Below are 22,429 nucleotides of genomic sequence, written 5' to 3'. Positions count from 1 at the left end.
CGTTGACTTTTGGCACGCTGTTGAGTTCTCAAGGAACGGACGCTTCCTTCGAAACCATCTCACTGGTTTCTCCGGACGTTTGCCCTTTCGGTGTCTCCGACTCTATCAGATCCGTTTTCCGGCCCGTTTCCGTGCCGTCTTCCGAATCGGATTCCCCTGTCGGCGGGGCGCCTTCCGGCTGACCGCTACTTTAGAGCCTTTCCCCGCCCGGCTCCAAATCGAGCCGAACCACGAAAGCAATTCACCATGCCAAGGCACGACGAACAGACCCCCGCAAAGGGAGAGTGCTCAGTAGTAGAGGATCCGCCGGAACGGCGGGAAGTGTCACCAGAAGCCGTGACCGGCCGCTGACAACCCGAGGAACCTTACGGATCACTTGTGGCGGTGTCAAACGGCGTCAGGCCGGGACCTGGATGCCGTCGGTGGCGGACCAACTCCCTCCGGACGTCCGGCAGTCCACGGGCCGGAGGGTCCTCCCGGCGGCACCGGCCGTCAGTCGAGGTCGTTGAGACGGCCGCCGGCGTCGGGCTGGGCGTGCTCGACGCGGCGCAGGAGGCGGGTGAGGAGGTCACCCAGCTGTACCCGCTCCTCGGTGGCGAGGTCCTGGAGGAGTTCCTCCTCGAAGACCGAGGCCATGCGCATGACCTCGAGCCACTTCTCCCGGCCGGTGTCAGTGAGGCCGATGATGACCCGGACCCGGTTGTCCGGGTCACGCTCACGGGTGACGAGGTCCTGGGTGAGCATCCGGTCGATGCGGTGCGTCATCGCGGCCGGGGTGAGGCCGAGCCGTCTGGCGATGGTGCCGGGCCAGAGCTGGTAGGGGCTGCCGGCCATGACGAGCTCCTTGAGGACCTCCCACTCCGGGCTGCTGAGACCGAGCGTCGCGAGCTGGCGCCCGTAGGCCACGCTCATCCTGCGGTCCAGCCTGCTCAGTGCGTTGACCACCTTCTCCACCTGGGGGTCGAGCTCGCGGTACTCCCGCTGGTAGATGGCGATCTGCTCGTCGAGCGTCGGTTGTCGGTCCGGCATGTGCGCAGTATCGCACGGCAACTCATTCGCTCTAAACACTTGCGCTGTGTATTCTTTAGGATCGAACTTTAGCTTCGAAGTCTTCGTAGCTGTACTCCTTGTCCCTCCTCGACTCAGGTAGGTGAGTGTTGACCACGGCTGTCTCCTCGGCGTCCTCGGCGAAGGCCGCCGCGCTGCGGCGGATCCAGCTCGGAAACGCGCTGGCAGCGTTCGGGAACGGCTTCACGGTGCCGTTCCTCTTCGTCTATGTCGCACGGGTGCGGGAGCTCGGCGACGGTACGGCGGGCGCGGTGCTCGCCGCGTTCGCCGCCGCCGCGCTGCTCGTGCTGCCCTTCACCGGGCGCGTCATCGACCGGAGCGGCCCCATGGTGATGGTCGTCGTCGGTGCCGTTTCGGCCGCGCTGGGCGCACTGGGCTTCGGCCTGTCGACCAGTGCTGCTGCCGTGCTGGTCGCCTCCGCCGTGATGGGTGCCGGGATCGCCGTGCTGCAGCCCGCGCTCGCGACGATGATCGTGTGGTGCTCGACGCCGGGGTCCCGCTCGCACGCCTTCGCCACCCAGTTCTTCCTCAACAACCTCGGGCTCGGGGTCGGCGGGCTGCTGGGCGGAATACTCGTCGACGAGCACGACCCGGCGAGCTTCACCCTGTTGTTCGTCATCGAGGCGACTATGTTCCTGGTGCTGCTCGCGGTGCTGGTGACGGTGCGGATGAGCCGCCCGGCGGCCGGGGCGGCCGAGGAAGGCGCCGAGGCTGCCGGCGCGCGGGGCTCGGGATGGGGCGTGCTGCTGCGGGACCGGTCGATGATGCTGCTGTGCGTCCTGGGGTTCGTGATCTTCTTCGGGTGCTACGGGCAGTTCGAGTCGGGGCTGTCGGCGTACGCGGTGGAGGTCACCCGGATCTCGACGTCCACGCTGGGGATCGCGCTGGCTGCCAACACGGCGATGATCGTGCTGGCCCAGTTCGTGGTGCTGCGGCTCGTGGAGCGGCGGCGGCGCAGCCGGGTCGTGGCTCTGGTAGGCCTGATCTGGACGGTCGCGTGGTTGGCCGCGGGGGCGTCCGGGCTTGTGCACGGGGCGCAGGCGGTGGCCACCGCGCTGCTCATCGGCACCTACGCGCTGTTCGGGATCGGCGAGACCATGCTGTCGCCCACGGTGGCGCCGCTGGTCGCGGATCTGGCTCCGGCGCGTCTGGTGGGCCAGTACAACTCCGCTTTCGCGCTGGTGAAGCAGTTGGCGCTGGCCGTGGGCCCTGCCGTGGGCGGGGCGCTCGCCGCGGCGGGTGCCTGGTCGGCGTACATCGTGGTGCTGGTGCTGTGCTGCCTGGGCGTCGCCGGGCTGGCGCTGGTGCTGGGACGGCGGCTCAGCGATCGCGAGGACCGGCCCGGTTCGGTCATCGTGGCGCGCGGGGAGTCCACCCGCCCGGTCGCCGAGGAGCAGTCCGTCGGGGCTGCCTGCTGAGGTTCCGCGGTGCGCGGCGCTTCGGGGGCGGCCGGCCCGCGGGGCGGGAGCCTGGCGACGGAGAGCCGACCCCGGGGCCCCGGCCGCCGGGTCCCGTCCGGCCGTCCGTCTGCCCCGCCCTCCGGCCGTAGGCGCCTGTCCGCCGTATGCACTACCTGCCGGGCAGGGCGAACTCGCACCACACGGACTTGCCGCCGCCCGGAGTGCGGCGGCTCCCCCATGCCGAGGTGATCGTCGCGATGATCGAGATGCCGCGCCCGGCCTCGTCGGCCGGTTCGGCGCGGCAGCGGCGCGGTAGGTGGTCGTCGCCGTCGGTGACCTCGATGATCAGGCGGCGGTCGGTGCGGCGCAGCAGCAGTCGCATGGGCGGGGTGCCGTGCTGGAGGGAGTTGGCGACCAGTTCGCTGGCCGCCAGGACGCCGAGGTCGCGGAGTTCGGTGGGGAAGCGCCAGGAGGCCAGGACACCGGAGGCGAAGGCGCGGGCGCGCGGGGCCGCTTCGGTGCCGCCGAGCAGGTCGAGCGCCGCGTTGTGGAACAGCTCGGCGTCGGGGCCGGTCCGTGCGGGGTGCTGGAAGACGAGGAGCGCCACGTCGTCGTCGTGGTCCTCGGTGATGCCCAGGGCGCGCAGCAGTCGGTCGCAGACGATGTCGGGGGAGCCGGTGGCGCCTGCGAAGGCGTGTTCGAGTGCGGCCACGCCCTCGTCGATGTCGGCGTCCCGGCGTTCGATCAGGCCGTCGGTGTAGAGGACGGCGGTGGCGCCCTCCGGCAGCGGCAGGCTGCCGGAGGTGTGCAGCCAGCCGCCGGTGCCCAGCGGCGGACCGGTGTGCTCGGTGGCCCGCAGGACGGTGCCGTCCGCGTCCCGCACCAGGATGGGCACGTGTCCGGCGGAGGCATAGCTGAGGCAGCCCTCGTTGGGGTCGTGGACGGCGTAGACGCAGGTGGCGATCTGGGAGGCGTCGATCTCGGCGGCGAGTCCGTCGAGGAGTTGCAGGATCTCGTGCGGCGGCAGATCGAGCCGCGCGTAGGCGCGGACCGCTGTGCGGAGCTGGCCCATGACGGCGGCGGCGCGTACTCCCCGGCCCATGACGTCGCCGATGACGAGCGCGGTGCGGCCGGCGCCGAGGGTGATGACGTCGTACCAGTCGCCGCCGACGGCGGCGTCCGTTCCGCCGGGCTGATAGGTGGCGGCGACGCGCAGGTCGTCAGGCTGCTCCAATTCCTGGGGCAGCAGGCTGCGCTGGAGGGTGACAGCGGCCTCGCGCTGGCGGCGTTCGCTGGCGCGCAGCCGCTCCGCGGCCTCCACCTGGTCGGTGACGTCCGCGGCGAAGATGAGCACTCCGCTGTCGCCCGAGGTGCTGATCGGGGTGCAGGTGAAGGTGTAGTAGCCGGGGCGCCGTCTGCCGCCGGGCACGACCCGCTGCGGCGGGACGCGACGGGATTTGACCGTACGCGGCCGACCGCTGCGCCGGACCTGGTCCATCAGCGGGAGCAGGCCGAGTTCGACCAGTTCGGGCAGGGCCTCGCGGGCCGCCGCCCCGGTGGGGCGGGGTCCGAAGACACGGCTGTAGGCGTCGTTGACGAAGGCGATGCGATGTTCGGGGCCGTGCACGACGGCAGCCAGCGCCGGGACCTCCCCGAGCAGGGCGCGTACCGGGAGCGCGTCGATGGCCCGTCTGCGCTGCCACCCCGCCTCGTCGGACGCGGTCCCGGTGCCCGCCTCGGCGTCTCCTCCGGCATCTGCTCCGGCGCCGGTCCCGGGAGCGGCTTCCCGCCCCGGACCGGATACGGGGTCCGGCGCGGAGTCCGGCGCGGTCTCCGCGCCGGGGTCGGCGGGGGAGCCCGCTTCGGCCTCGGCGGGCGGGCGACTGCGGGCCGCGGGGACGGTGGGGTTGTCGGGGACGTCGTCGTGCGGGTGGGCCGCCCGGCCCGGCGCCGTCCGGTCGGGCGGCGCCGGGCGGCCGGAGCCGGAGTTGGCGGGCGGGGCGGCCGCGGGAGCGGCGGTCGGGCCGGTCGGCGGTTCGCCGCCGACCGCTTCCGCCTCCCCGTCCCCGGTGCCGCCGGCTGCACCGCCGCGGCGGGTGGTCCCGTTGCCGTCGTCCGAGCCGCTGCCGGAGGTCCCGGCCGACCGCGCTCGCGCCTTTATCGCGGCCTGGGCGGCTGCGGTGCGCCGCTGTGTGCCGGGCAGTCGGGCGCTCCAGCGCGTGAAGTTCACGTCGTCCGATTCCTTGTGTGGTTCGCGGTGTTCGCGGTGTTCGCTCGGTCGCTCCGGACCGCTTCGGGGTCACGCTTCGCAGGCGCGGGCCCACCCATGGTCACATGTCCAGTGTGGCCCACCGGGCCGGTGGAACCCTCAGCTCTCGTCGGGGCGCCGTACGGTGCCCGCCGCGGATTCGAACTCGGCACGGGGGTGCTCCAGCGAGCCGAGGGAGACGATCTCCCTCTTGAACAGGCCGGAGAGTACCCATTCCGCCAGCACCCGTGCCTTCCGGTTGAAGGTCGGCACCCGGCTGAGGTGGTAGGCGCGGTGCATGAACCAGGCAGGGTAGCCCTTGAGTTTCCGTCCGTACACGTGGGCGACGCCCTTGTGCAGCCCGAGGGAGGCGACGGATCCGGCGTAGGAGTGCCGGTAGGGGGTGGGTTCCCGGCCTTCGCTCACCGCCGCGAGGTTGTCGGCCAGGCTGCGGGCCTGCCGGACGGCGTGCTGCGCGTTGGGGGCACACAGCGGGGGCCCCGCGCCGTCCGCCGGCTCCGTGTCGGCGGTGAGGTCGGGGACGGCCGCGGCGTCGCCGGCCGACCAGGCGTGCTCGGTTCCCTCGACGCGCAGGGTGGCCGCGCACTTGAGCTTGCCGCGCTCGGTGACCGGCAGTCCGGTGCGGGCCAGCAGGGGGTGGGGTTTGACGCCGGCCGTCCACACCAGGGTGCGCGCGGGGTGGCGGGAGCCGTCGCTGAGGACGGCGACCCTGTTCTCGCACGAGTCCAGGCGGGTCTCCAGGCGGACGTCGATGTTGCGGGCACGCAGCTCGCGCAGCGCGTACCCGCCCATCTCGGCTCCGACCTCGGGCAGGATCCGGTCGCTGGCCTCCACCAGCAGGAAGCGCAGGTCGTCGGCGGTGATGTTGTGGTAGTAGCGGCAGGCGTAGCGGGCCATGTCCTCCAGTTCGGCCAGCGCCTCGACGCCTGCGTAGCCGCCGCCGACGAAGACGAAGGTGAGGGCGGCGTCCCGGAGGGCGGGGTCCCGGGTGGAGGAGGCGATGTCGAGCTGTTCGAGCACGTGGTTGCGGAGGCCGATGGCCTCCTCGACGGTCTTGAATCCGATGCCGTGCTCGGCCAGGCCGGGCACCGGGAGCGTGCGGGAGACGGATCCGGGTGCCAGCACGAGTTCGGTGTAGGGCAGTTCGAGGGTCCGCGGCTCGGGGTGCTCCCCGGGGGCCGCACGGGCGGCGTCGGCCTCCGCCGTGGCGAGTGTGCTGATGTGCGCGACACGGCGTGCGTGGTCGATGGTGCGCGCCTCGCCGACGATGACCTGGCAGTCCGGCAGTACCCGGCGCAGCGGGACGACGACGTGCCGGGGGGAGATCGATCCGGCCGCGGCTTCGGGCAGGAACGGCTGGTACGTCATATACGGGTCGGGGTCGAGGATCGTGATGATGACCCCGGCGGCGGACTCCAGTGACGAGGCGACGGGCGCGCCCGGGGTGCCCAGGGCGTCCGGTGCGTCCGGCGCGGCGGCCTCGACCACGCCGGCGGCGTGCTTGAGGCGCTGCTTGAGTCTGCGCTGGAGGCGCAGAGCCGTGTACATGCCGACGTAGCCGCCGCCGACGACGAGGATGCGCGCGGGTTCCGCAGGTTCCTTCGTGGCCTTCGTCACCTGACCATGACGCACCCTCGGCCCCTCGTTTGTCCACAGGACACGTCAATCATGTGACCAGGGCGCGCCGGGCGCCCGTGGTACGGCTGATGCCGTAGGGGGTACGGTCCGCGCAGGTCACGAGGGGTATCGAGCAGGTGGGCAGGGGGTCGGGCCGGAGTACGGCCGATACCGGGGTCCGGCTGTCGGAGGGCCGTGCCCGGACGCCCTCTTCTCTCTCGGGGTGGGCTCAACTATGTTCGTACCCCAGCGGGTGCGGCCTCTGGACCAGTGCGCCGTATCCCGGCCCCGCGGACGCGGGGGTCTCCGGGGGGAGACAGGGATTTACCGGGGGAACAACGATGCGCATTCAGGGTATGCACGGCTCTCGTGCGGGGGCGGCGCCGACCGCTGTCCCGACCGTCACGGAGGGCCAGGCCACCGCACACGCCACCGCGACCGCGGCCGCGCGGCGGACCGCTCCGCTGCGGGTGGACGCACAGCGGAATCTGGAGCACGTACTGCGCGCGGCGCGCGAGGTCTTCGGCGAGCTGGGCTACGGCGCGCCGATGGAGGACGTCGCACGCCGGGCACGGGTGGGGGTCGGGACGGTCTACCGCCGTTTCCCGAGCAAGGACGTACTGGTCAGGCGGATAGCCGAGGAAGAGACAGCACGGTTGACCGAACAGGCGCGGGCTGCGCTGGGCCAGGAGGAGGAACCCTGGTCGGCGCTCTCCCGCTTCCTGCGTACTTCGGTCGCCTCCGGGGCCGGACGGCTGCTGCCGCCCCGGATACTCCGGGCCGAAGGCCGGGCCGAGAGCGCGCTGCGGGTGCCTCCGCAGCGCACATCGGCGCCGGGCGAGTCCGCGGAGGCGCCGGCCCGTGCCGAGGGCGGCCACCCGGAGCTGCGGCTGGTGGAGCGTGCTCCGGCCGCAGCGGTGACCGCCGAGGGCGGTTCGGGGGCGGCGTACGACGGGCTGGAGGACGATCCCGGGGCGGCCGAGCTGCTCCAGGTCGTCGGGCAGTTGGTCGAGCGGGCGCGGGCGGCGGGCGAGCTGCGTCCGGACGTGACCGTCGGCGATGTGCTGCTGGTGATAGCGACCGCCGCGCCGTCGCTGCCGGACGCGGCGCAGCAGGCCGCTGCCTCGACCCGGCTGCTGGACATCCTGCTGGAGGGGCTGCGCTCCCGCAGCGTGCGCTGATCGGGCACTGACTGGGCGCTGAGCAACCTGCCGTCCGGCGCACCGCTTCTCGGCGGGCGTCGGCCGGCGCGCTGTTCGAGGGCTGTCGGACTGCCCGGGGGCCGCGGACGGCTGACGGTCCGCCTCGGCATTCGCAGAACCGTACGGAACAACCCGAACGAGTGGTTGGTCTGCTTGTCGGGTTCCGGTCCGCCGGGGCTGTGCCACTCTGACGCGATGGTCAGCACGCAGGGCGAGTACGGAAGTCGCGGCTATGGGTGGTGACAGGGAGCAGAGGCCCGGAAGGTCCGGCCCGGACCCCGCACTGGGGCGGCCCGGGAAGGCCGCCGGGCGCCAGGTGCCCGAGCAGCGGCGGCGGCCCGGCCGCTCGGAGGACCACGGAAACCGCTGCGATGCCGGCCGCCCGCCCCGCGGTACCGAGCGCGGTGTACGGAGCGGGCACAGCGGTCGCGGTGTCTCCGACGTGGAACTGCTCGCCCGGATGCGGGAAGGCGACGACAGGGCATACGAGGAGCTGTACCGGCGGCACGCCGAGCCGGTGCGCCGCTACGCCCGGACCTGCTGCCGGGACGCGGACACCGCGGAGGACCTCACGGGCGAGGTCTTCGCGCGCACGTTGCAGGCCGTGCGCGGCGGCAAGGGGCCCGAGGCGTCGGTCCGCGCCTATCTCCTCGCCTCCGTACGGCGGGTGGCGGCGGACTGGGCACGGACCCGGCGGCGCGAGCGGCTGGTGGACGACTTCGCGGCATTCGCGCAGGCGGCGGCCGGCACCGCGGCCGACGAGGGCGAGACGCTGGCGCCCGGTGCCGAGGTGCGCGCGATGCGGGAGGCGGAGCAGAGGCTGATCGTCCGGGCGTTCCGCAGCCTGTCCGAGTACGACCGGATGCTGCTGTGGCACACGGCCGTCGAGGGTGTGCCGCCGCAGGAGGTGGCACCGCTGCTGGGCAAGTCCCGCGGCGCCACGGCGACGGCGGCCCACCGGGCGCGGGAGCACCTCAAGCAGGCCTATCTGCAGGCCCATGTGAGCCAGGCGCTGACGACCGAGGGCGGAGAGTGCGCGCGGTACGCGGACCGGCTGGGCGCCTATGCGCGCGGTGGGCTGCGGATGCGGGCCGAGCGCGGACTGGCCCGGCACTTGGAAGAGTGCCCGGCCTGCCGCCAGGCGGCGTCGGAGGTCCGGGACCTGAACGAGCACATCAGGCTGCTGGTGCCGGTGGCTCTGGTCGGCTGGTTCGGGACGACGGGCGGCGCCCAGGCGTTCGGCGCGCTGCTCGGCACCGGTGCGCCGACGGCAGGCGGCGCGGCGGCCGGCGGAGCGGCAGCGGGCAGCGGCGCTGCGGCAGGCAGCGGCGCCGCGGCGGGCGGCAGCGGAGGTGCCGGTGCGGGCGGTGCGGCCTCCGAGGGGCTCGGCGTCCCGGCGAAGGCCGGCATCGGGCTGGGGGTGGTGGCGGCCGCCGGCGCGGTGCTCGCGTACGCGCTGAGCGGCGGCGCCGACGAGCCCTCCGGGAAGCCGGAGGCTCGGCACCCCGCACCGACCGCCGCCCCCGGCAGGCCCGGTGAGCCGAGCGAGTCGCCGCGGAAGCCCGGCCCGGCGCCGCGGCCCGGCAAGCCGGGACCAGAAGCTGCCGCGCCCGATCCGGCGCCGCCGAGGAAGGAGGCGGAGGAGCCGCGCCCCGCGACGAGCCCGGCGCCGGCTCCCGCGACCGAGCCCGGCAAGCGGCCGGAGCCGCCGCGCCGGACACCGCCCCCGGAGCCCGCCCCGGCGCCTCCGCGTCCCGGCCCGCCCCGTCCGGTGCCGCCGCCCGCACCGCCCGCTCGGCACGTCGTCGAGATCACGCGGGACACGGTGACGCTCAGTTCCGGCACCGGCGACCGCACGGTGCGGCTGGTGGTGAAACGTCACCCCGCGACGGTGGGCGGCGCCGTCTCCGTGGAGCTGTCGGCGCCGAACTGGCCGCACAGCTCGGCCAACCGCGCGACGGCCCGGGCACCGGTCAGCGGCAGGCGGCGGGCGGCCGTGCCACCGGCTGGGGAGTAGGCGCGGACGGTGCGGTCGAGGCGGAGTTCGGGAACGCTCGCGGGCGGCGAACCGGCCGCGGCGTGCTCCTCGGCCTGCCCGTGGAGCACCCGGGCCGAGACGAGGTCCCCGGCCTCGGTGGCGGCGACCGCGCGGAGGAAGACACCGAGCGTCAGCGCGTCTCTGATGCCGAGGCGTTCGGCCTCCGCGACGGCGCGGCGTGCCAGCCGGTCGGCCTGACCGGTGTCGCCACGGCGGAACCACACGTCGGCGATGCGGGCGAGCAGCAGCGGCACCTCGGTGAGGGCACCGAGGTGTTCCGCGTACCGCAGCGCGGTCTCGAAGTCCGCCCGGGCGTCGTCGTAGCGCCCCTCCTGGAGGGCGTTCTCCGCACGCAGTCCGCACAGCTGGCCAGCAGCCAGCGGTCGCCGGTGCTCGCGGCGAGGGAGCCGATCTCGGGCAGGTCGTCGTGGGTGAGGGACAGCCCGCCCGGGCGGTCGATCCGCGCGTGGGCACGGAAGAGGAGTGCCACGGCCAGTCCCCACGGCTCGCTGTGGCGGCGGCAATTGGCGACGGCCAGGTCCGTCAGCGGGGCCACGGCCCTGCTGCCGTCGGCGAGGTGGCCGGTGAAGGGCCAGAAGATGCCGGGGAAGCGGGTGGCGGCCGGTCCCGGTTTCCTGAAGGTGGCGACCAGTTCCTCGGCGACGGCCCGGTGGTGGGGATCGGAGAGCAGCGTCTGGGTGTGGTGCTCGGACAGCAGGAAGTAGTCCAGCAGTTGCAGCTCCCGGTAGAGGGTGTCCTCCTCCGGGTCGCGCTCCTCCGCGTGGGCGGCGAGCAGCGCACGCAGTCGCTGCCCGCCCAGCGGAAGAGGCCGTCCGGCCTCCACGCGCTTCGCTCGCCCCCAGGATCAGATACCGCACGGCCCCATTGTCCCTGTCGGGGCCGAACCGCCGGAGGCAGTTTCCGTGCGGCGTCCCGCTCCCGGCAGGACCGTCCGGGGCCGTGGTGCCGATCGCCGAACCGGCTCGCGGCCCACCGGGGCCGCTGCGGTCGGAGGCTGGGATCGAGAGTCTGCCGCTCCTGTCGCTCACGGCAGTTGCCGGACGTCGTCACCCCGCAGACACCGAGCGGAACGTGACCCCGCGGCGGGCGGCGGGCGCAACCCCCAGGTCGGCGAGAGGCCGGTGGCCGGGGAGAGGCGTCACGCGCCGGTGGGCGGGAGGATCCGTTCGTAGCGGCCGTCCGGGTGGACGCCCGCCGCCGCGGCGCGGTGGCGGGGTGCGGCCGACCCCGTCCAGCAGGTACCGCGTCGGGCCAGCAGCCGGCCCAGCCACAGCTCCGTGGAGACCAGGTCCGCGATGCCTTCCACGGGCAACTGCTCGCCGCGCGCGACCCGCTGGACGGCCTGGCGTACGACCCGGGCCTCCACCAGTCCGGCCTCGGCCAGCAGCGGCGCCCGGAAGAGTTCCAGCAGTTGGCCGGCGGCCAGCCGCACCCCCGCGCGCAGGGCGGCATGGTGTGTGGCGTGGGTGGGGGCGCCCCAGCCGGGCGGGAGTTCGTGCACGCCCGCGCCCGCGAGTGCGGCCCGCAGTATGGAACCGCGTGCCTCCGGGCGCACCCGGAGCGCTTCGGGCAGTTCCCGCGCCGCACGGACGACTTGGTTGTCGAAGAAGGGGGCGTGCAGCCGCTGTCCGCGGATCTCCACCGCCTGTTCGAGGACCCGGTGGTCGGCGGCGGCGCGGGTGAGTGCGGCCCGGGCCCGTCGTTCGCCGGGGCGTTCGACGGACGGGCGGGCCTGCGCCGCGCCCTCCAGCCGCAGCGAGACCTCCGCCAGGGCCTCGCCGGTGAGCCAGCGCGCGGCCGGTCCGGGGCGGCACCAGGTGAGTGCGGCGACGGAGGCGTCCACGGCGCTCTCGCCGCCCTCGGGGTACGGCGCGAAGGCGGCGGCGGTGAACGTGCTGTCGCGCAGCAGCGCCGCCGCCTCCGTCACCCCGTCGCGGTAGGAGGTACGGGCCAGCCTGCGCGCCGCGCGGTAGATGGTGACGGGCACCAGCAGGGAGCGGCCCGCGGCCTGCCCGCCGCTCTGCCCCTCGGCGCGGGCCAGCGCGGCGACGGGCCGCAGCAGATGGCGGCGGCGCCGGTCCAGCAGCAGGTCGGCCAGCCGCGCCGGGTGCGCGTCGACGACGTGGCGGGCGCCGGAGCCGAGGAAGTGGTCCGAGCTGCCCGCGGAGAGCCGGCCGCGGTGGCGCTCCGCGGTCACCAGCGAGGGGCCCGGCTCGTCGGTGAGGGGGCCGCCGGTCAGGTCCGCGTAGGGCAGCGCCTCCTGGCCGCCGGTCACCACGACGTGCCGCAGCCGGGGGTTCTCCGCGATGCTGTGCGCCCGCTCCAGCTCGGCGAGATGGCTGTCGGTGCCTGCGGTGTCGTGCGGGTCGGCGGTGCGGTTCGCCAGGGTGAGGTCGTTGAAGGTGACGGCCAGCAGCCGCTCCCCCGCTCCGGCCGCACCCGAGCCCAGGACGGTGCCCGGCGTGCCGGGCAGCCCGGCGGCGAGCAGGGCCAGGGTGCCGGAGGCGGGTCCTCCGGACAGGTCGGCGCCGACTCCGGGGGCGGGGCCGCCGCGTGCCCGCTGCCGGTCGGCGGGGCCCATGCCGGGCACCGGGCCCGGATCGCGTACGTCGGTGTCGTGTTCGGCGGCGTGGCGGGGTGCGGTGAGCCGGACGCGTACGGCGTCCACGAGCGCGTCCCGCACGCCGGCGACCGCGGTCTCCGGGTCGACGGGCGGGGCGCCGACGACCAGCGAACCGGAGGCCTCGTAGCCGGCGATCTCGCGGCTGCCGCCGTCCCGGACGATCAGCGCGTGCCCCGGTGGGACTCTGCGTACGCCGCGGAAGGGGGTGCCGTCGCCGAGCGCCTCGGGGGCTTCCGGGCAGGCCAGCCGGACGGCGAGTTCGCCGAAGTCCAGTTCGGCCTCGATCAGGTCGGCGAGCGGGAGGGCGGCTGTCGCGTAGGCGGTCCCTCCGGCCCAGGGCGCGTGGAAGACGGGCCGGGCGCCCGCGAGGTCGGCGGCCACCGTGATGCGGCGGCCCACGGAGGCGACGGCGGTGTAGCTGCCGGGCCACGCGGTCAGGTGGCGGAACGCTCCGCCGCGTGCGGCGATCAGCCCGAGCCGCAGTTCGTCGTCGTCGGCGCCGCAGCAGCCCAGTACCGCGAGCCGGTTGCCCGGCTCGGACTCGACGACGCGGATCTCGTCGGGCCGCCAGTCGCCGACGGCCCACAGCGGATCGGGGCCGCCCCAGAGCACTTGGGCGCCGACGGGCCGGAGGGCGCCGTCCTCTCCGTCGGGTACGTGCGCGGCGTGCGGGGCAGCTCCGGCGGGGTCGTACGGGCCGGGGCCCGGGGAGCCGTACGAGTCGGCACCCGCGGAGTCGTACGGGCCGGACCCGGTGGAGCCGTGCCTGTCACGGCCGTTGGTGGTGCGGACGGGACCGCGGCGGCCGTCGGAGGTTGCCGCGGCACTGCTCCACCCCACCAACCAACGCATCGCCGCCCTGCTTTCGCGTCACTCCGCTGTGTGCCCCACCGCGCGGGCGCCCTCGCCTCACCGCGCGGGACACCTGGTGCGGATGCCCTGCGTCGGAGAAGCCGCTGCCGTTGCTGCCGGGGCAGCCGCTGCCGTTGCGGCCATGGTGCCATGAGAGTGGCGCGCGGGCGGCGTACGAGGGGGCGCGGACCTCGGCGCATCCGGCGGCGGCTCCGCGCCGTGCGGCGTTCTCAACCGCCGGGAACCTCCGGGCGACGGGCGGCATATACCCCCGGCGTGCCCACCCGGCACCGCACACGCGACCGATGTCATTCGGCCAAATATGAACGGCTGCGGCAATCCGGCAGAACCTTTTCCTGCGCTCCGCCGTGCAACCCCGAACGGACGGCGTACTGAAGGCAGCAGGGGCGAGCCCGACAGCCCCACGCGATCCGCACACGACGTGCGCGCAGGGCGCACGGACCCGTCGCACACGCGGGGCACAGCAGCGCAGGAAGGGCACACGAACACGGGGCCCCGGGTCGGCCGCGTACCCGGACGGCGACCGCGGCGGGACCGGCACCCCGCCCAGCACCCGGCCCCGGGCACCGCCCCCAGCCGGCATCCGGCCGGTGTCCCGGACCGCCGCGCGGCACCGCATGACAGGCGTCCACCGCGGCCCGCAACCGGGGCCCGCCGGGGCGCGGCCCGTCGCGCGGCACGCCGCGGCACGTCTCGGGCAGTCACCCACGCTTCGCCGGAAAGCCCACGTCCGGGCAGGTGCGAAGGGGCTGCGGCACAGGATCGCGGGGACGTCGAACGGCACTGCCGGGTAGCTGCTCCGCGCGGTCGGTCCGGCCGGCTGCCGGTTCCCGAACCCCGCCCGGGCGCCGTCTCGTTGCCGGGCCGGGAGGCGCGCGACGCACCTCCCGGCCCGGACCGCCGCCCGCGGGGAATGAGACGGCGGTGTCCCCCAGCCCACTGATTTCTCGGTGCAGCGGGCCGACCCACGCGACTCCCATCGAACCCCTCCCCTTCCGTGCCGGGCAGGCGCATGCATGGGCGCACGGCCACACGCCAGGAGCACAGCATCGGGCGTCCCGCAAGACGGCCGTTTCCCGCACGGCGCGCATGATTCCAGCCGCTCCGCGCAGGGCAGTATCGGGATGGCACGTGACCCCTGCACGTACACGCGTACGGACACATATCTCGCCATCCGGCAGGACGCCTCTTAACGGTCGGGATCCGTCGAACTACGCTGTGTTCCCAATGCTTTCCGCGCCGCGCATCCGCGCAGTCGCGGGAGGGGCCCCGCGCCTCAGCCGCGGGGCGGTCGTCGGTGTGGTCAGGGGTGCGCATGTCCAGGGAGTCACGCGGGCCGAATGAGAAGCTCGGCACCGTCCTCGCCCTCGCAGGGATCAGCAACGCCGGACTCGCCCGACGGGTCAACGACCTGGGGGCCCAGCGCGGCCTCACTCTTCGGTACGACAAGACGTCGGTGGCCCGGTGGGTGTCGAAGGGGATGGTGCCGCAAGGAGCGGCGCCCCACCTGATCGCCGCTGCCATCGGCAGCAAGCTCGGCCGTCCGGTGCCGCTGCACGAGATCGGCCTCGCGGACGCCGATCCGACGCCCGAGGTCGGGCTGGCCTTCCCCCGCGACGTCGGGGCCGCCGTCAAGTCGGCCACCGACCTCTACCGCCTCGACCTCGCGGGGCGGCGCGGCGGCGGCAGCATCTGGCAGTCCCTGGCGGGCTCGTTCGCGGTGAGCGCCTACGCCACTCCCGCGTCGCGCTGGCTCATAACCCCCGCGGACAGCTCGGTGGCGCGCCACCTCGAACTCCTGGAGGGGACGCACCCGTCGAACAACGGCGCCGAAGCCGGCCCCGAAGCCCCCGCCGAGAGCGCGGCACGGGACGCACAGGACGCGCTCGACGGGCAGGAGAACCGCGAGGGCGGCGCGGACGCGGACGAGGTCGGTACCCCGCTGCGGGTCGGCCACACCGATGTCGCCAAGCTGCGCGAGGCCGCGGACGAGGCGCGCCGCTGGGACTCGAAGTACGGTGGTGGGGACTGGCGTTCGTCGATGGTGCCGGAGTGTCTGCGGGTGGACGCCGCTCCGCTGCTGCTGGGCGCCTACACGGACGAGGTGGGCCGCTCGCTCTTCGGCGCGACGGCCGAGCTGACGCGGCTCGCGGGATGGATGGCGTTCGACACCGGGCAGCAGGAGGCCGCGCAGCGCTACTACATCCAGGCGCTGCGGCTGGCCCGCGCCGCCGCCGACGTTCCGCTGGGCGGCTACGTGCTGGCCTCCATGTCGCTCCAGGCGACCTACCGGGGCTTCGCCGACGAGGGCGTCGACCTCGCGCAGGCCGCACTGGAACGCAACCGGGGGCTGGCGACGGCCCGCACGATGAGCTTCTTCCAGCTCGTCGAGGCCCGCGCGCACGCGAAGGCGAACGAGGCACAGGCGTGCGCCGGTGCGCTGGCCGCGGCCGAGAGCTGGCTGGAGCGCTCCCGGGAGGGCGACCCCGACCCCTGCTGGCTCGACTTCTACTCCTACGACCGGCTCGCGGCCGACGCCGCCGAGTGCTACCGCGACCTGAAGGCGCCCCGCCAGGTGCGCCGCTTCACGGAGAAGGCGCTCTCCCAGCCGAAGGAGGAGTTCGTCCGCTCGCACGGGCTGCGGCTGGTGGTCTCCGCCGTCGCCGAGCTGGAGTCGGGCAACCTCGACGCGGCCTGCGCCGCAGGGGTCCGCGCCGTGGAGGTCGCGGGACGCATCTCCTCCGCGCGCACCACGGAGTACGTACGCGATCTGCTGCACCGGCTGGAGCCCTACGGGGACGAGCCCCGCGTCGCCGAGCTGCGCGAACGGGCCCGGCCGCTGCTGGTGGCCCCGGCATGAGCGGGCTCCGTACGATGCACGGCACGTGAGGCGGGGAGGGCACCTGAGGCGGGGAAGCGGAGGCAGTTCATGATGGGGGGCGTGTCCTCGACGTCCGTAAGACTCGACTGCGACGTGCTGGTGATCGGCGCGGGCATCGTCGGCCTGTCCACCGCCTACGCGCTCACCCGCCGGTCGCCCGGCACCCGGGTCGTCGTCCTGGAGAAGGAGCCCGGTCCGGCCCGGCACCAGACCGGGCGGAACAGCGGGGTGATCCACAGCGGGATCTACTACCCGCCCGGCTCCCTCAAGGCACGGTTCGCGCTCCAGGGCGCGGCGGAGATGGTGAAATTCTGCACGGAACACGACATTCCGCACCAGGTGACCGGCAAGCTGATCGTCGCCACCGAGCAGCAGGAACTGCCCCGGCTGCACGCCCTCATCCAGCGCGGCAGACAGCACGGCATCCCGGTCCGGGAGCTGGGACCGGCCCAGATCGCGGAGCACGAGCCGCACGTCAGAGGTCTGGCGGCGATCCACGTCGGGACGACCGGCGTGGCCGACTTCGTCGCCGTCGCCGAGCAGCTCGCCCGCTCGGCGCGGGACGCCGGCGCCGAGGTCCGGTTCGGCACCGCCGGCCAGGTCGAGGCGATCGACCGCCGCCCGGGCCGAGGGGTCGCCGTCCGCACGGCGGACGGTGCGGTGCTGCGGGCGCGCGCCCTGGTCAACTGCGCCGGGCTGCACTGCGACGCCGTCGCCCGCCGCGCCGGGGACAGCCCGCAGGCCCGCGTCCTGCCCTTCCGCGGCGAGTACGCGGAACTCGCCCCCGAGCGGGAACACCTGGTCCGTGGGCTCGTCTACCCGGTACCCGACCCGGCCTTCCCCTTCCTGGGCGTGCACCTGACCCGCGGCGTGCACGGCGGCGTACACCTGGGCCCGAACGCCGTTCCGGCCGCGGCCCGCGAGGGATACACGTGGCGCACCGTGCGCCCCGGCGAGCTGACCGGACTCCTGACCCACCCCGGTACCTGGCACATGGCACGCCGCCACTGGCGCTACGGGGCCGGGGAGGTGCACCGCTCGCTCTCCCGCCCGGCCTTCACCGCGGCGGTACGGCGCCTGCTGCCCGAGGTGGAGGCCACCGACCTGCGCCCGGCACCTGCCGGGGTACGCGCCCAGGCCGTGTTGCGGGACGGCACGCTCGTGGACGACTTCCTCTTCGCGGAAGGCCCGCACACCGTCCACGTCCTCAACGCGCCCTCCCCGGCGGCGACCGCCTCGCTGCCCATCGGCCGGGAGATCGCCCGGCGGGTGGCCGGAGCGCTGGCCGAACGCTGAGGGACGCTGCGCCGCTGTCCTCCGGCGCCCCGTAAAATCGAGACCATCGTGTCCGAAAGCAGCAACTTCTCCCAGAGCGACGAGCCCGCCCACGACGCCCCCGCGCCCACGCCGGGGCCGCCTGCCGACGGCTCCGTGCCCGCCGGCTCCATGCCCGCTGACCACGTGCCCGACGGCCGCGTGCCCGACGGCTCGGTGTCCGGCACCGGGTCCGCGCGCCGCTCCGACGGCGAGCCCGGTCCAGACGGCGAGCAGGAGCAGGGCGGCGAACCCGGTCCCGGCACCGGGCAGCTGCCGGGGCAGGGGCAGGACGGCGGCGGAACCGGCCGCGGCGGCGAGCAGGCTCCGCGGCCGATGGCGCGGATGTTCCCGCCCGGAGCCGGGCCCTCGCCCGACCCGGCCGGGTCGCACCACGAACGCCGCATCCGCAGCTTCCAACCCCGCCGCAGCCGCGTGACCAAGGGGCAGCGGCTGGCACTGGAGCGGCTGTGGCCGCGCTGGGGCTTCGACGTGGACGGGCTGCGGAAGCTCGACCTCGGCGCGCTCTTCGACGACCCCGACCTGCCCGTCGTACTGGAGATCGGCTTCGGGATGGGCGAGGCCACGGCCCGGATGGCGGCCGCCGACCCGGCCACCGGTGTCCTCGCCGTGGACGTCCACACCCCCGGCCAGGGCAACCTGCTGCGCCTCGCCGACGAGCAGGGCCTCACGAACGTACGGGTGGGCAACGGGGACGCCATCATCCTGCTCCGGGAGATGCTGCCGCCCGACTCGCTCGCCGGGTTGCGGCTCTACTTCCCGGACCCGTGGCCCAAGGCCCGCCACCACAAGCGGCGCCTGCTCCAGCCCGAGTTCCTGGACCTGGCGGCCCGCCCGCTGCGTCCGGGTGCGCTCGTGCACTGCGCGACCGACTGGGAGAACTACGCGGAGCAGATGCTCGACGTGCTCAGCGCCCACCCCGCGTACGAGAACACCCAGCCCGACGGGGGGTTCGCGCCCCGCCCCGGGAACCGGCCGCTCACCCGCTTCGAAGGGCAGGGCCTGGACAAGGGCCACAAGGTGCGGGACCTGCTCTTCCGGCGCCGCTGAGCCCGTCCCGAGGCAGATCGGTCGTCGGCGGCGGTGGCCGACGTGCGACCGTCACCCGGCAGCGGTTGCGGCGGTGCCGCAGCGCGTGTCACCCACACTGGTTACTGTCGATGGGTGTATGACGAGGCAACCGGCGCTCCCAGCGCCCCGTCGAACCCGATGACGCCCGGGCAGTCCGGCGCTCCGGCACCCGTTCCGCCCGCCCGGCCGGCCGCACCGCAGAACTCTCCGGGCCCGGACGGGTCCGGGGGCGTCTCCGGAGCCGAGGGACCGGCCGAGGGGCCGATACCGGAGCCGGAAGACGAGGCTTCGGGGCCGCAGGAGATCGCGGACTCACCGACCCGGGCCATGCGCCGACGCCTGCCTCCGTCGCCACCCCCGGCCGCGCACCCTCCGGCACCGGCCGCCGGGGCACCGCCCACCGGGACGCCCTCCGCCGATGCACTCTTCCCCGGAGCCCCGGCCGCCCGGCAGCCCTCCGGCGAGGCACCGGCGCCGCCGTACAGACCCGAGCCGCCCTACACACCGGAACCGCCATACAGGCCGGAGCCGCAGGACGTGCCCAGCAGAGCCCCCGGTGCCGCCTTCCCTCCCGCGCCCGCCGCCGCACAGCCGCCGTACGGCCCGACACCGCCTCGCACGCCCGCCGCCGCCCCGCAGCCGCCCGGTCCCGGACCCGTGGTCGGCGGCCCGGACCCGGTCGGTGGCGTACCGCAGGCAGGGCCGCACTATCCGGAGGTGGCCACGCCCCCGCACGGCGCCCACTCTCCCGAGCCCCCCGCGTCAGCCGGATCCGCCACGCCGCCCCCGGCCCCCATGTCCGGCTGGGGAGCCCCGCCGCACGACGCCGGGCACGGCGGAACGCCGCACAACGGACCGCCGCACAACGGACCGCCGCACAGCGGGATGCCCCACAGCGGCATGCTCCACGCCATGTCGGCCCATCCGGTGCCGTCCTGGTGGCAGCGGAACCAGCGCACGCTGCGCGCCGCTTCGGTGATCGTGCTGCTCGCCCTGTGCGGACTGATGATCCTGGCGCTGGTGCGGGAGCAGACCGGCACCCGGGGCCTGCTGGTCGGATTCGGGCTCGCGCTCTTCCCGGTACCGCTGCTGCTGGCCGCGTTCCGCTGGCTCGGCGCACCGCAGCCCGTCCCCTGGCGCACCCACCTGTTCGCCTTCGCCTGGGGCGCCTGCGCGGCGACGCTCGTGGCGATCCTCGCCAACGGCTTCGCCACCGACTGGCTCGCCTCGTCCGTCGTCGTCGACTCCCCCGACCAGGCGGACACGCTGGGCGCCACCGTCATCGCCCCCGTGGTCGAGGAGACCACCAAGGCGGGCGCCATCCTGCTGATCTTCCTCTTCCGCCGCCGCCACCTCGACAGCGTCGTCTCGGGCATCGCCGCGGCCGGCATCACCGCCGCCGGGTTCGCCTTCACCGAGAACATCCTCTATCTCGGCACCGCCTACGGGAAGGACACGCTGCTCAACCCGGACGGCTTCGCCGGTTCGGTGACAGCCGGCACGTTCGTCATCCGCATCGTCTTCGCGCCCTTCGCCCATCCCCTCTTCACCTCGATGACAGGCATAGCCCTCGGCATGGTCGCCGCACTCCCCCGGCGCCGGCGCGTACTGCGCTGGACGCTGCCCCTGCTGGGCTGGTTCACCGGGGTGCTGCTGCACGCCATCTGGAACGGCTCGGCGTCCTTCGCCAACTACACGTTCCTCGCCGTCTACGGCCTCTTCATGATCCCCGTCTTCGGCGCGCTGACCTGGCTGGCGATCTGGTCCCGCATGCACGACCTGCGCCTGGTACGGAACACCCTGCCCGCCTACGCGGCCGCCGGATGGTTCAGCGAGCCGGAACCCTGGTCGCTCTCCTCGATGCGCGCCCGCTCGATGGCCCGCGCCATGGCACGCCGCAGCCACGGCCCCGAAGCGGCCCGCACCGTCGCCGCCTACCAACAGGACGCCGGCGCCCTGGCGATCCTCCGCGCCCGCGCCGACAACGGGGCCACCGCCCCGGACTTCGCCTCCCGCGAGCGCGCCCTCCTCCAACGCCTCTGGACCAACCGCCCCCTGGCCGGCCCACCCACCACCAGCGCGGCCCTCGCCCTCAGCCGCCCCCCGGCCCCCCGCTGGACGGGGCGTCCGATGCCGCGTTGAGCATTCGCTAGCACCGGCGGCTCGCCCGCCCCGCCCCACCGTTCCGATTGTTTAGGCTCTGCGTGTGTCCTCATCCAACGTCGTCAAAGCTGAACCGCTGCCTGAGGGCTCATGGGCGTCCTCCGCAGCGCGTCGGCGGAACATGCAGGCCATCAGGAGCCGTGACACCACTCCGGAGCGGAAAATCCGCCAGCTTGTGCATGCCCAAGGCGCCCGGTACCGCGTCAGCACACGCCCGCTACCCGACCTCCGGCGCACTGCTGACATGGTCTTCCGGCCCGTAAAGGTCGCGGTTTTCATCGACGGGTGCTACTGGCATGGCTGCGCTGAGCATTACGTGCCGCCAAAAACAAATTCCGGATACTGGTCAGATAAAGTCGCACGCAATATCGCGCGCGACCGTGACACCGATCAGAAACTCAAGGAAGCTGGCTGGCTCGTGCTCCGTTTTTGGGAACACGAAGAGTCAGGCGACTGTGCCGACAAGATCCTCGCCGAGGTCAGAGAGAGACGACGCAACAGCTGAGGCGGAGGATTCAGCGGCTTCTTCCTCGATTTCGTCCTGTACGAACTTAGGCGCTTCGCGATCGACGCTGAGATATTCGACTTCAAGCCCGGAAAGGATTTGATCCTTCGTCTCTGGACGCAGGATCGAGGAAATGGCCTTCCCTAGCGCTCTGGCAACCGGTGGCGGGAATGCATTTCCTACTTGACGATATTTCGCTGTCTTGCCGCCCGAGAATTTCCAGTGACTCGGGAAGCTTTGCACTGTGGCGGCCTGTCGAACGGTCAGCATGGGCCCTTCAGGGCGCAGGAAATCCCTTGTGAGATCCTGGACGTCTTCGGGTTCATTCGCAACACCCATCGCGTTCACCCCAAAATGAAGCCAGCTCTTCTTGGCACGGTTGGGGCCGAGGTCCGCACCGCCATGCTTCTTTGAGCCGCCGACCAGGGTAGGTGCGGTGCGTGCGTTGGCCTCCGCCCTGCCCGCCCACCTTTCGTACGCAGCTTTGATCTCAAGAGCACGAGCCGGAAACCTCTTTAGAAGTTCGTCACGCCGCCTGACCATTTCCGGCTGGAGAGCTTCAAACAAGTCGGCTCGGGGCCCCGCGACACCGACCGGCCATGGAAATTTCTCGTTCTCCGCCATGACGTCTTCGCGGATGGCGATAAGGACAGACCTAGGCCGCAGTTGTGGGACCCCGTAGTCACGGGCCTCCAAGAGCCGCCATCCGCAGACAACGTACCCCTTTCCTATACCGGAAAGCTGAGCGATGATCTCTGAACGATAAGTATCAAATTTCTGGTCCAGGATCCCTCTCACGTTCTCAATGAGCACTGCACGAGGGCGAAAATCATCGACAAGTTGCAGCATGCGAGGAAAAAGATCCCGCTCATCATCCCGCCCCAACCGCTGCCCAGCGACCGAAAATGGAGGGCACGGCACACCACCCGCTAGCAAATCAAGCTCACCCTGTCGAAGAGGGCGCCCAACCCCCTGTTCCCCGGAGTTGCCAAGTGCTGACATCGAGCGACGAGAGTTGAATTCTTTCAGGTCTTCCTGAAGAACCTCACAACCCGCCCATTCTGCATCATCACCGACATTCTTTTCGAGTGTGGCGCATGCGTACTTATCGATCTCGACGAGGGCCAAGTGCCGGAAGCCCGCCTGATGCAGTCCGATCGCCTGTCCGCCTGCCCCGGCACAGATCTCTACCGAGGTCAGCAGCTCATGCGCATCGCGATCGCTCGCGCTCATCGACGTGGTCCCTCCCAGCGTGACTTACAGCAGGTCACCTAGTTTCGCAGAAGATTCTGGCATCACTAGCCTGCCCGTTTCGACTGGGAGTGCCGAACTGTCTCACCACGCCATACCGTCGTCGCGTGGG

General features: G+C 73.3%; 14 protein-coding genes. 8 read left to right on the top strand and 6 right to left on the bottom strand.

Features of this window, described 5'->3' with window-relative positions; translation table 11 throughout:
• Positions 1 to 492: 492 nt before the first annotated feature.
• The gene (locus ACFYMO_RS13190) at positions 493 to 1,029 is read right to left on the bottom strand and encodes a MarR family transcriptional regulator (RefSeq protein ID WP_366773241.1); all 537 of its coding nucleotides are present in this window, start codon (positions 1,027 to 1,029) and stop codon (positions 493 to 495) included.
• 125 nt (positions 1,030 to 1,154) lie between these two features.
• On the opposite strand from ACFYMO_RS13190, the gene ACFYMO_RS13185 reads away from it, so the two are divergent.
• Positions 1,155 to 2,486, top strand: a complete 1,332-nt coding sequence (locus tag ACFYMO_RS13185; protein ID WP_388546173.1) for an MFS transporter — start codon at positions 1,155 to 1,157, stop codon at positions 2,484 to 2,486.
• 151 nt (positions 2,487 to 2,637) lie between these two features.
• Here the strand turns inward: ACFYMO_RS13185 and ACFYMO_RS13180 are convergent, their stop codons facing one another.
• Both ACFYMO_RS13180 and ACFYMO_RS13175 read right to left on the bottom strand, forming a co-directional pair.
• Positions 2,638 to 4,698 carry a SpoIIE family protein phosphatase gene (locus ACFYMO_RS13180; protein ID WP_366773243.1) on the bottom strand — a complete coding sequence of 687 codons (2,061 nt, stop codon included), beginning with the start codon at positions 4,696 to 4,698 and terminating at the stop codon, positions 2,638 to 2,640.
• Positions 4,699 to 4,836: 138 nt separating this feature from the next.
• Positions 4,837 to 6,285 (bottom strand): FAD-dependent oxidoreductase, encoded by a 1,449-nt coding sequence (locus tag ACFYMO_RS13175; RefSeq protein ID WP_366773313.1) that lies wholly within the window; start codon positions 6,283 to 6,285, stop codon positions 4,837 to 4,839.
• A 410-nt stretch (positions 6,286 to 6,695) separates the two neighbouring features.
• Between ACFYMO_RS13175 and ACFYMO_RS13170 the strand changes: the two genes are divergently transcribed.
• Both ACFYMO_RS13170 and ACFYMO_RS13165 read left to right on the top strand, forming a co-directional pair.
• Positions 6,696 to 7,535: a helix-turn-helix domain-containing protein gene (locus ACFYMO_RS13170; RefSeq protein ID WP_366773244.1), complete on the top strand. Its 840-nt coding sequence runs from the start codon at positions 6,696 to 6,698 to the stop codon at positions 7,533 to 7,535.
• Positions 7,536 to 7,998: 463 nt separating this feature from the next.
• Positions 7,999 to 9,573, top strand: a complete 1,575-nt coding sequence (locus ACFYMO_RS13165) for a sigma-70 family RNA polymerase sigma factor (protein WP_388546169.1) — start codon at positions 7,999 to 8,001, stop codon at positions 9,571 to 9,573.
• Positions 9,574 to 9,724: 151 nt separating this feature from the next.
• Here ACFYMO_RS13165 and ACFYMO_RS13160 read toward each other — a convergent pair whose 3' ends face one another.
• Positions 9,725 to 10,438: a hypothetical protein gene (locus ACFYMO_RS13160; protein WP_388546166.1), complete on the bottom strand. Its 714-nt coding sequence runs from the start codon at positions 10,436 to 10,438 to the stop codon at positions 9,725 to 9,727.
• Positions 10,439 to 10,753: 315 nt separating this feature from the next.
• Positions 10,754 to 13,090 carry an asparagine synthase-related protein gene (locus ACFYMO_RS13155; RefSeq protein ID WP_388546163.1) on the bottom strand — a complete coding sequence of 779 codons (2,337 nt, stop codon included), beginning with the start codon at positions 13,088 to 13,090 and terminating at the stop codon, positions 10,754 to 10,756.
• Positions 13,091 to 14,426: 1,336 nt separating this feature from the next.
• On the opposite strand from ACFYMO_RS13155, the gene ACFYMO_RS13150 reads away from it, so the two are divergent.
• The 5 genes from ACFYMO_RS13150 to ACFYMO_RS13130 all read left to right on the top strand — a co-directional run bounded on the left by ACFYMO_RS13150 (position 14,427) and on the right by ACFYMO_RS13130 (position 21,066).
• Positions 14,427 to 15,971 carry a sporulation protein gene (locus ACFYMO_RS13150; protein ID WP_366773247.1) on the top strand — a complete coding sequence of 515 codons (1,545 nt, stop codon included), beginning with the start codon at positions 14,427 to 14,429 and terminating at the stop codon, positions 15,969 to 15,971.
• Between the two features lie 69 nt (positions 15,972 to 16,040).
• Positions 16,041 to 17,288: an L-2-hydroxyglutarate oxidase gene (gene lhgO, locus ACFYMO_RS13145; protein WP_388546160.1), complete on the top strand. Its 1,248-nt coding sequence runs from the start codon at positions 16,041 to 16,043 to the stop codon at positions 17,286 to 17,288.
• Positions 17,289 to 17,336: 48 nt separating this feature from the next.
• Positions 17,337 to 18,377 carry a tRNA (guanosine(46)-N7)-methyltransferase TrmB gene (gene trmB, locus ACFYMO_RS13140; RefSeq protein WP_388546157.1) on the top strand — a complete coding sequence of 347 codons (1,041 nt, stop codon included), beginning with the start codon at positions 17,337 to 17,339 and terminating at the stop codon, positions 18,375 to 18,377.
• 933 nt (positions 18,378 to 19,310) lie between these two features.
• Complete coding sequence (locus ACFYMO_RS13135) at positions 19,311 to 20,540, top strand: PrsW family intramembrane metalloprotease (protein WP_388546154.1); 1,230 nt, start codon at positions 19,311 to 19,313, stop codon at positions 20,538 to 20,540.
• A gap of 97 nt (positions 20,541 to 20,637) precedes the next feature.
• Positions 20,638 to 21,066, top strand: coding sequence for a very short patch repair endonuclease (locus tag ACFYMO_RS13130; protein ID WP_388546200.1), 429 nt, complete (start codon positions 20,638 to 20,640; stop codon positions 21,064 to 21,066).
• Here the strand turns inward: ACFYMO_RS13130 and ACFYMO_RS13125 are convergent.
• A complete protein-coding gene (locus ACFYMO_RS13125; RefSeq protein ID WP_388546151.1) occupies positions 21,007 to 22,299 on the bottom strand; it encodes a DNA cytosine methyltransferase in 1,293 nt (430 codons plus the stop codon). The genes ACFYMO_RS13130 and ACFYMO_RS13125 overlap by 60 nt on opposite strands.
• Positions 22,300 to 22,429: the final 130 nt, after the last annotated feature.

Origin of the sequence: Streptomyces sp. NPDC007025, assembly GCF_042869455.1 — a bacterium.
Taxonomy (GTDB): Bacteria; Actinomycetota; Actinomycetes; order Streptomycetales; family Streptomycetaceae; genus Streptomyces.
Note: the sequence above shows the minus strand (reverse complement) of the source record. Positions and strands in the feature narration are given on the sequence as shown.

Coding starts and splice junctions, on each gene's coding strand:
- ACFYMO_RS13190 (WP_366773241.1), bottom strand. CDS start 1,029: ATGCCGGACCGACAACCGACGCTCGACGAGCAGATCGCCATCTACCAG.
- ACFYMO_RS13175 (WP_366773313.1), bottom strand. CDS start 6,285: ATGTACACGGCTCTGCGCCTCCAGCGCAGACTCAAGCAGCGCCTCAAG.
- ACFYMO_RS13170 (WP_366773244.1), top strand. CDS start 6,696: ATGCGCATTCAGGGTATGCACGGCTCTCGTGCGGGGGCGGCGCCGACC.
- ACFYMO_RS13155 (WP_388546163.1), bottom strand. CDS start 13,090: ATGCGTTGGTTGGTGGGGTGGAGCAGTGCCGCGGCAACCTCCGACGGC.
- ACFYMO_RS13150 (WP_366773247.1), top strand. CDS start 14,427: ATGTCCAGGGAGTCACGCGGGCCGAATGAGAAGCTCGGCACCGTCCTC.
- lhgO (WP_388546160.1), top strand. CDS start 16,041: ATGATGGGGGGCGTGTCCTCGACGTCCGTAAGACTCGACTGCGACGTG.
- ACFYMO_RS13135 (WP_388546154.1), top strand. CDS start 19,311: ATGTCGGCCCATCCGGTGCCGTCCTGGTGGCAGCGGAACCAGCGCACG.
- ACFYMO_RS13125 (WP_388546151.1), bottom strand. CDS start 22,299: ATGAGCGCGAGCGATCGCGATGCGCATGAGCTGCTGACCTCGGTAGAG.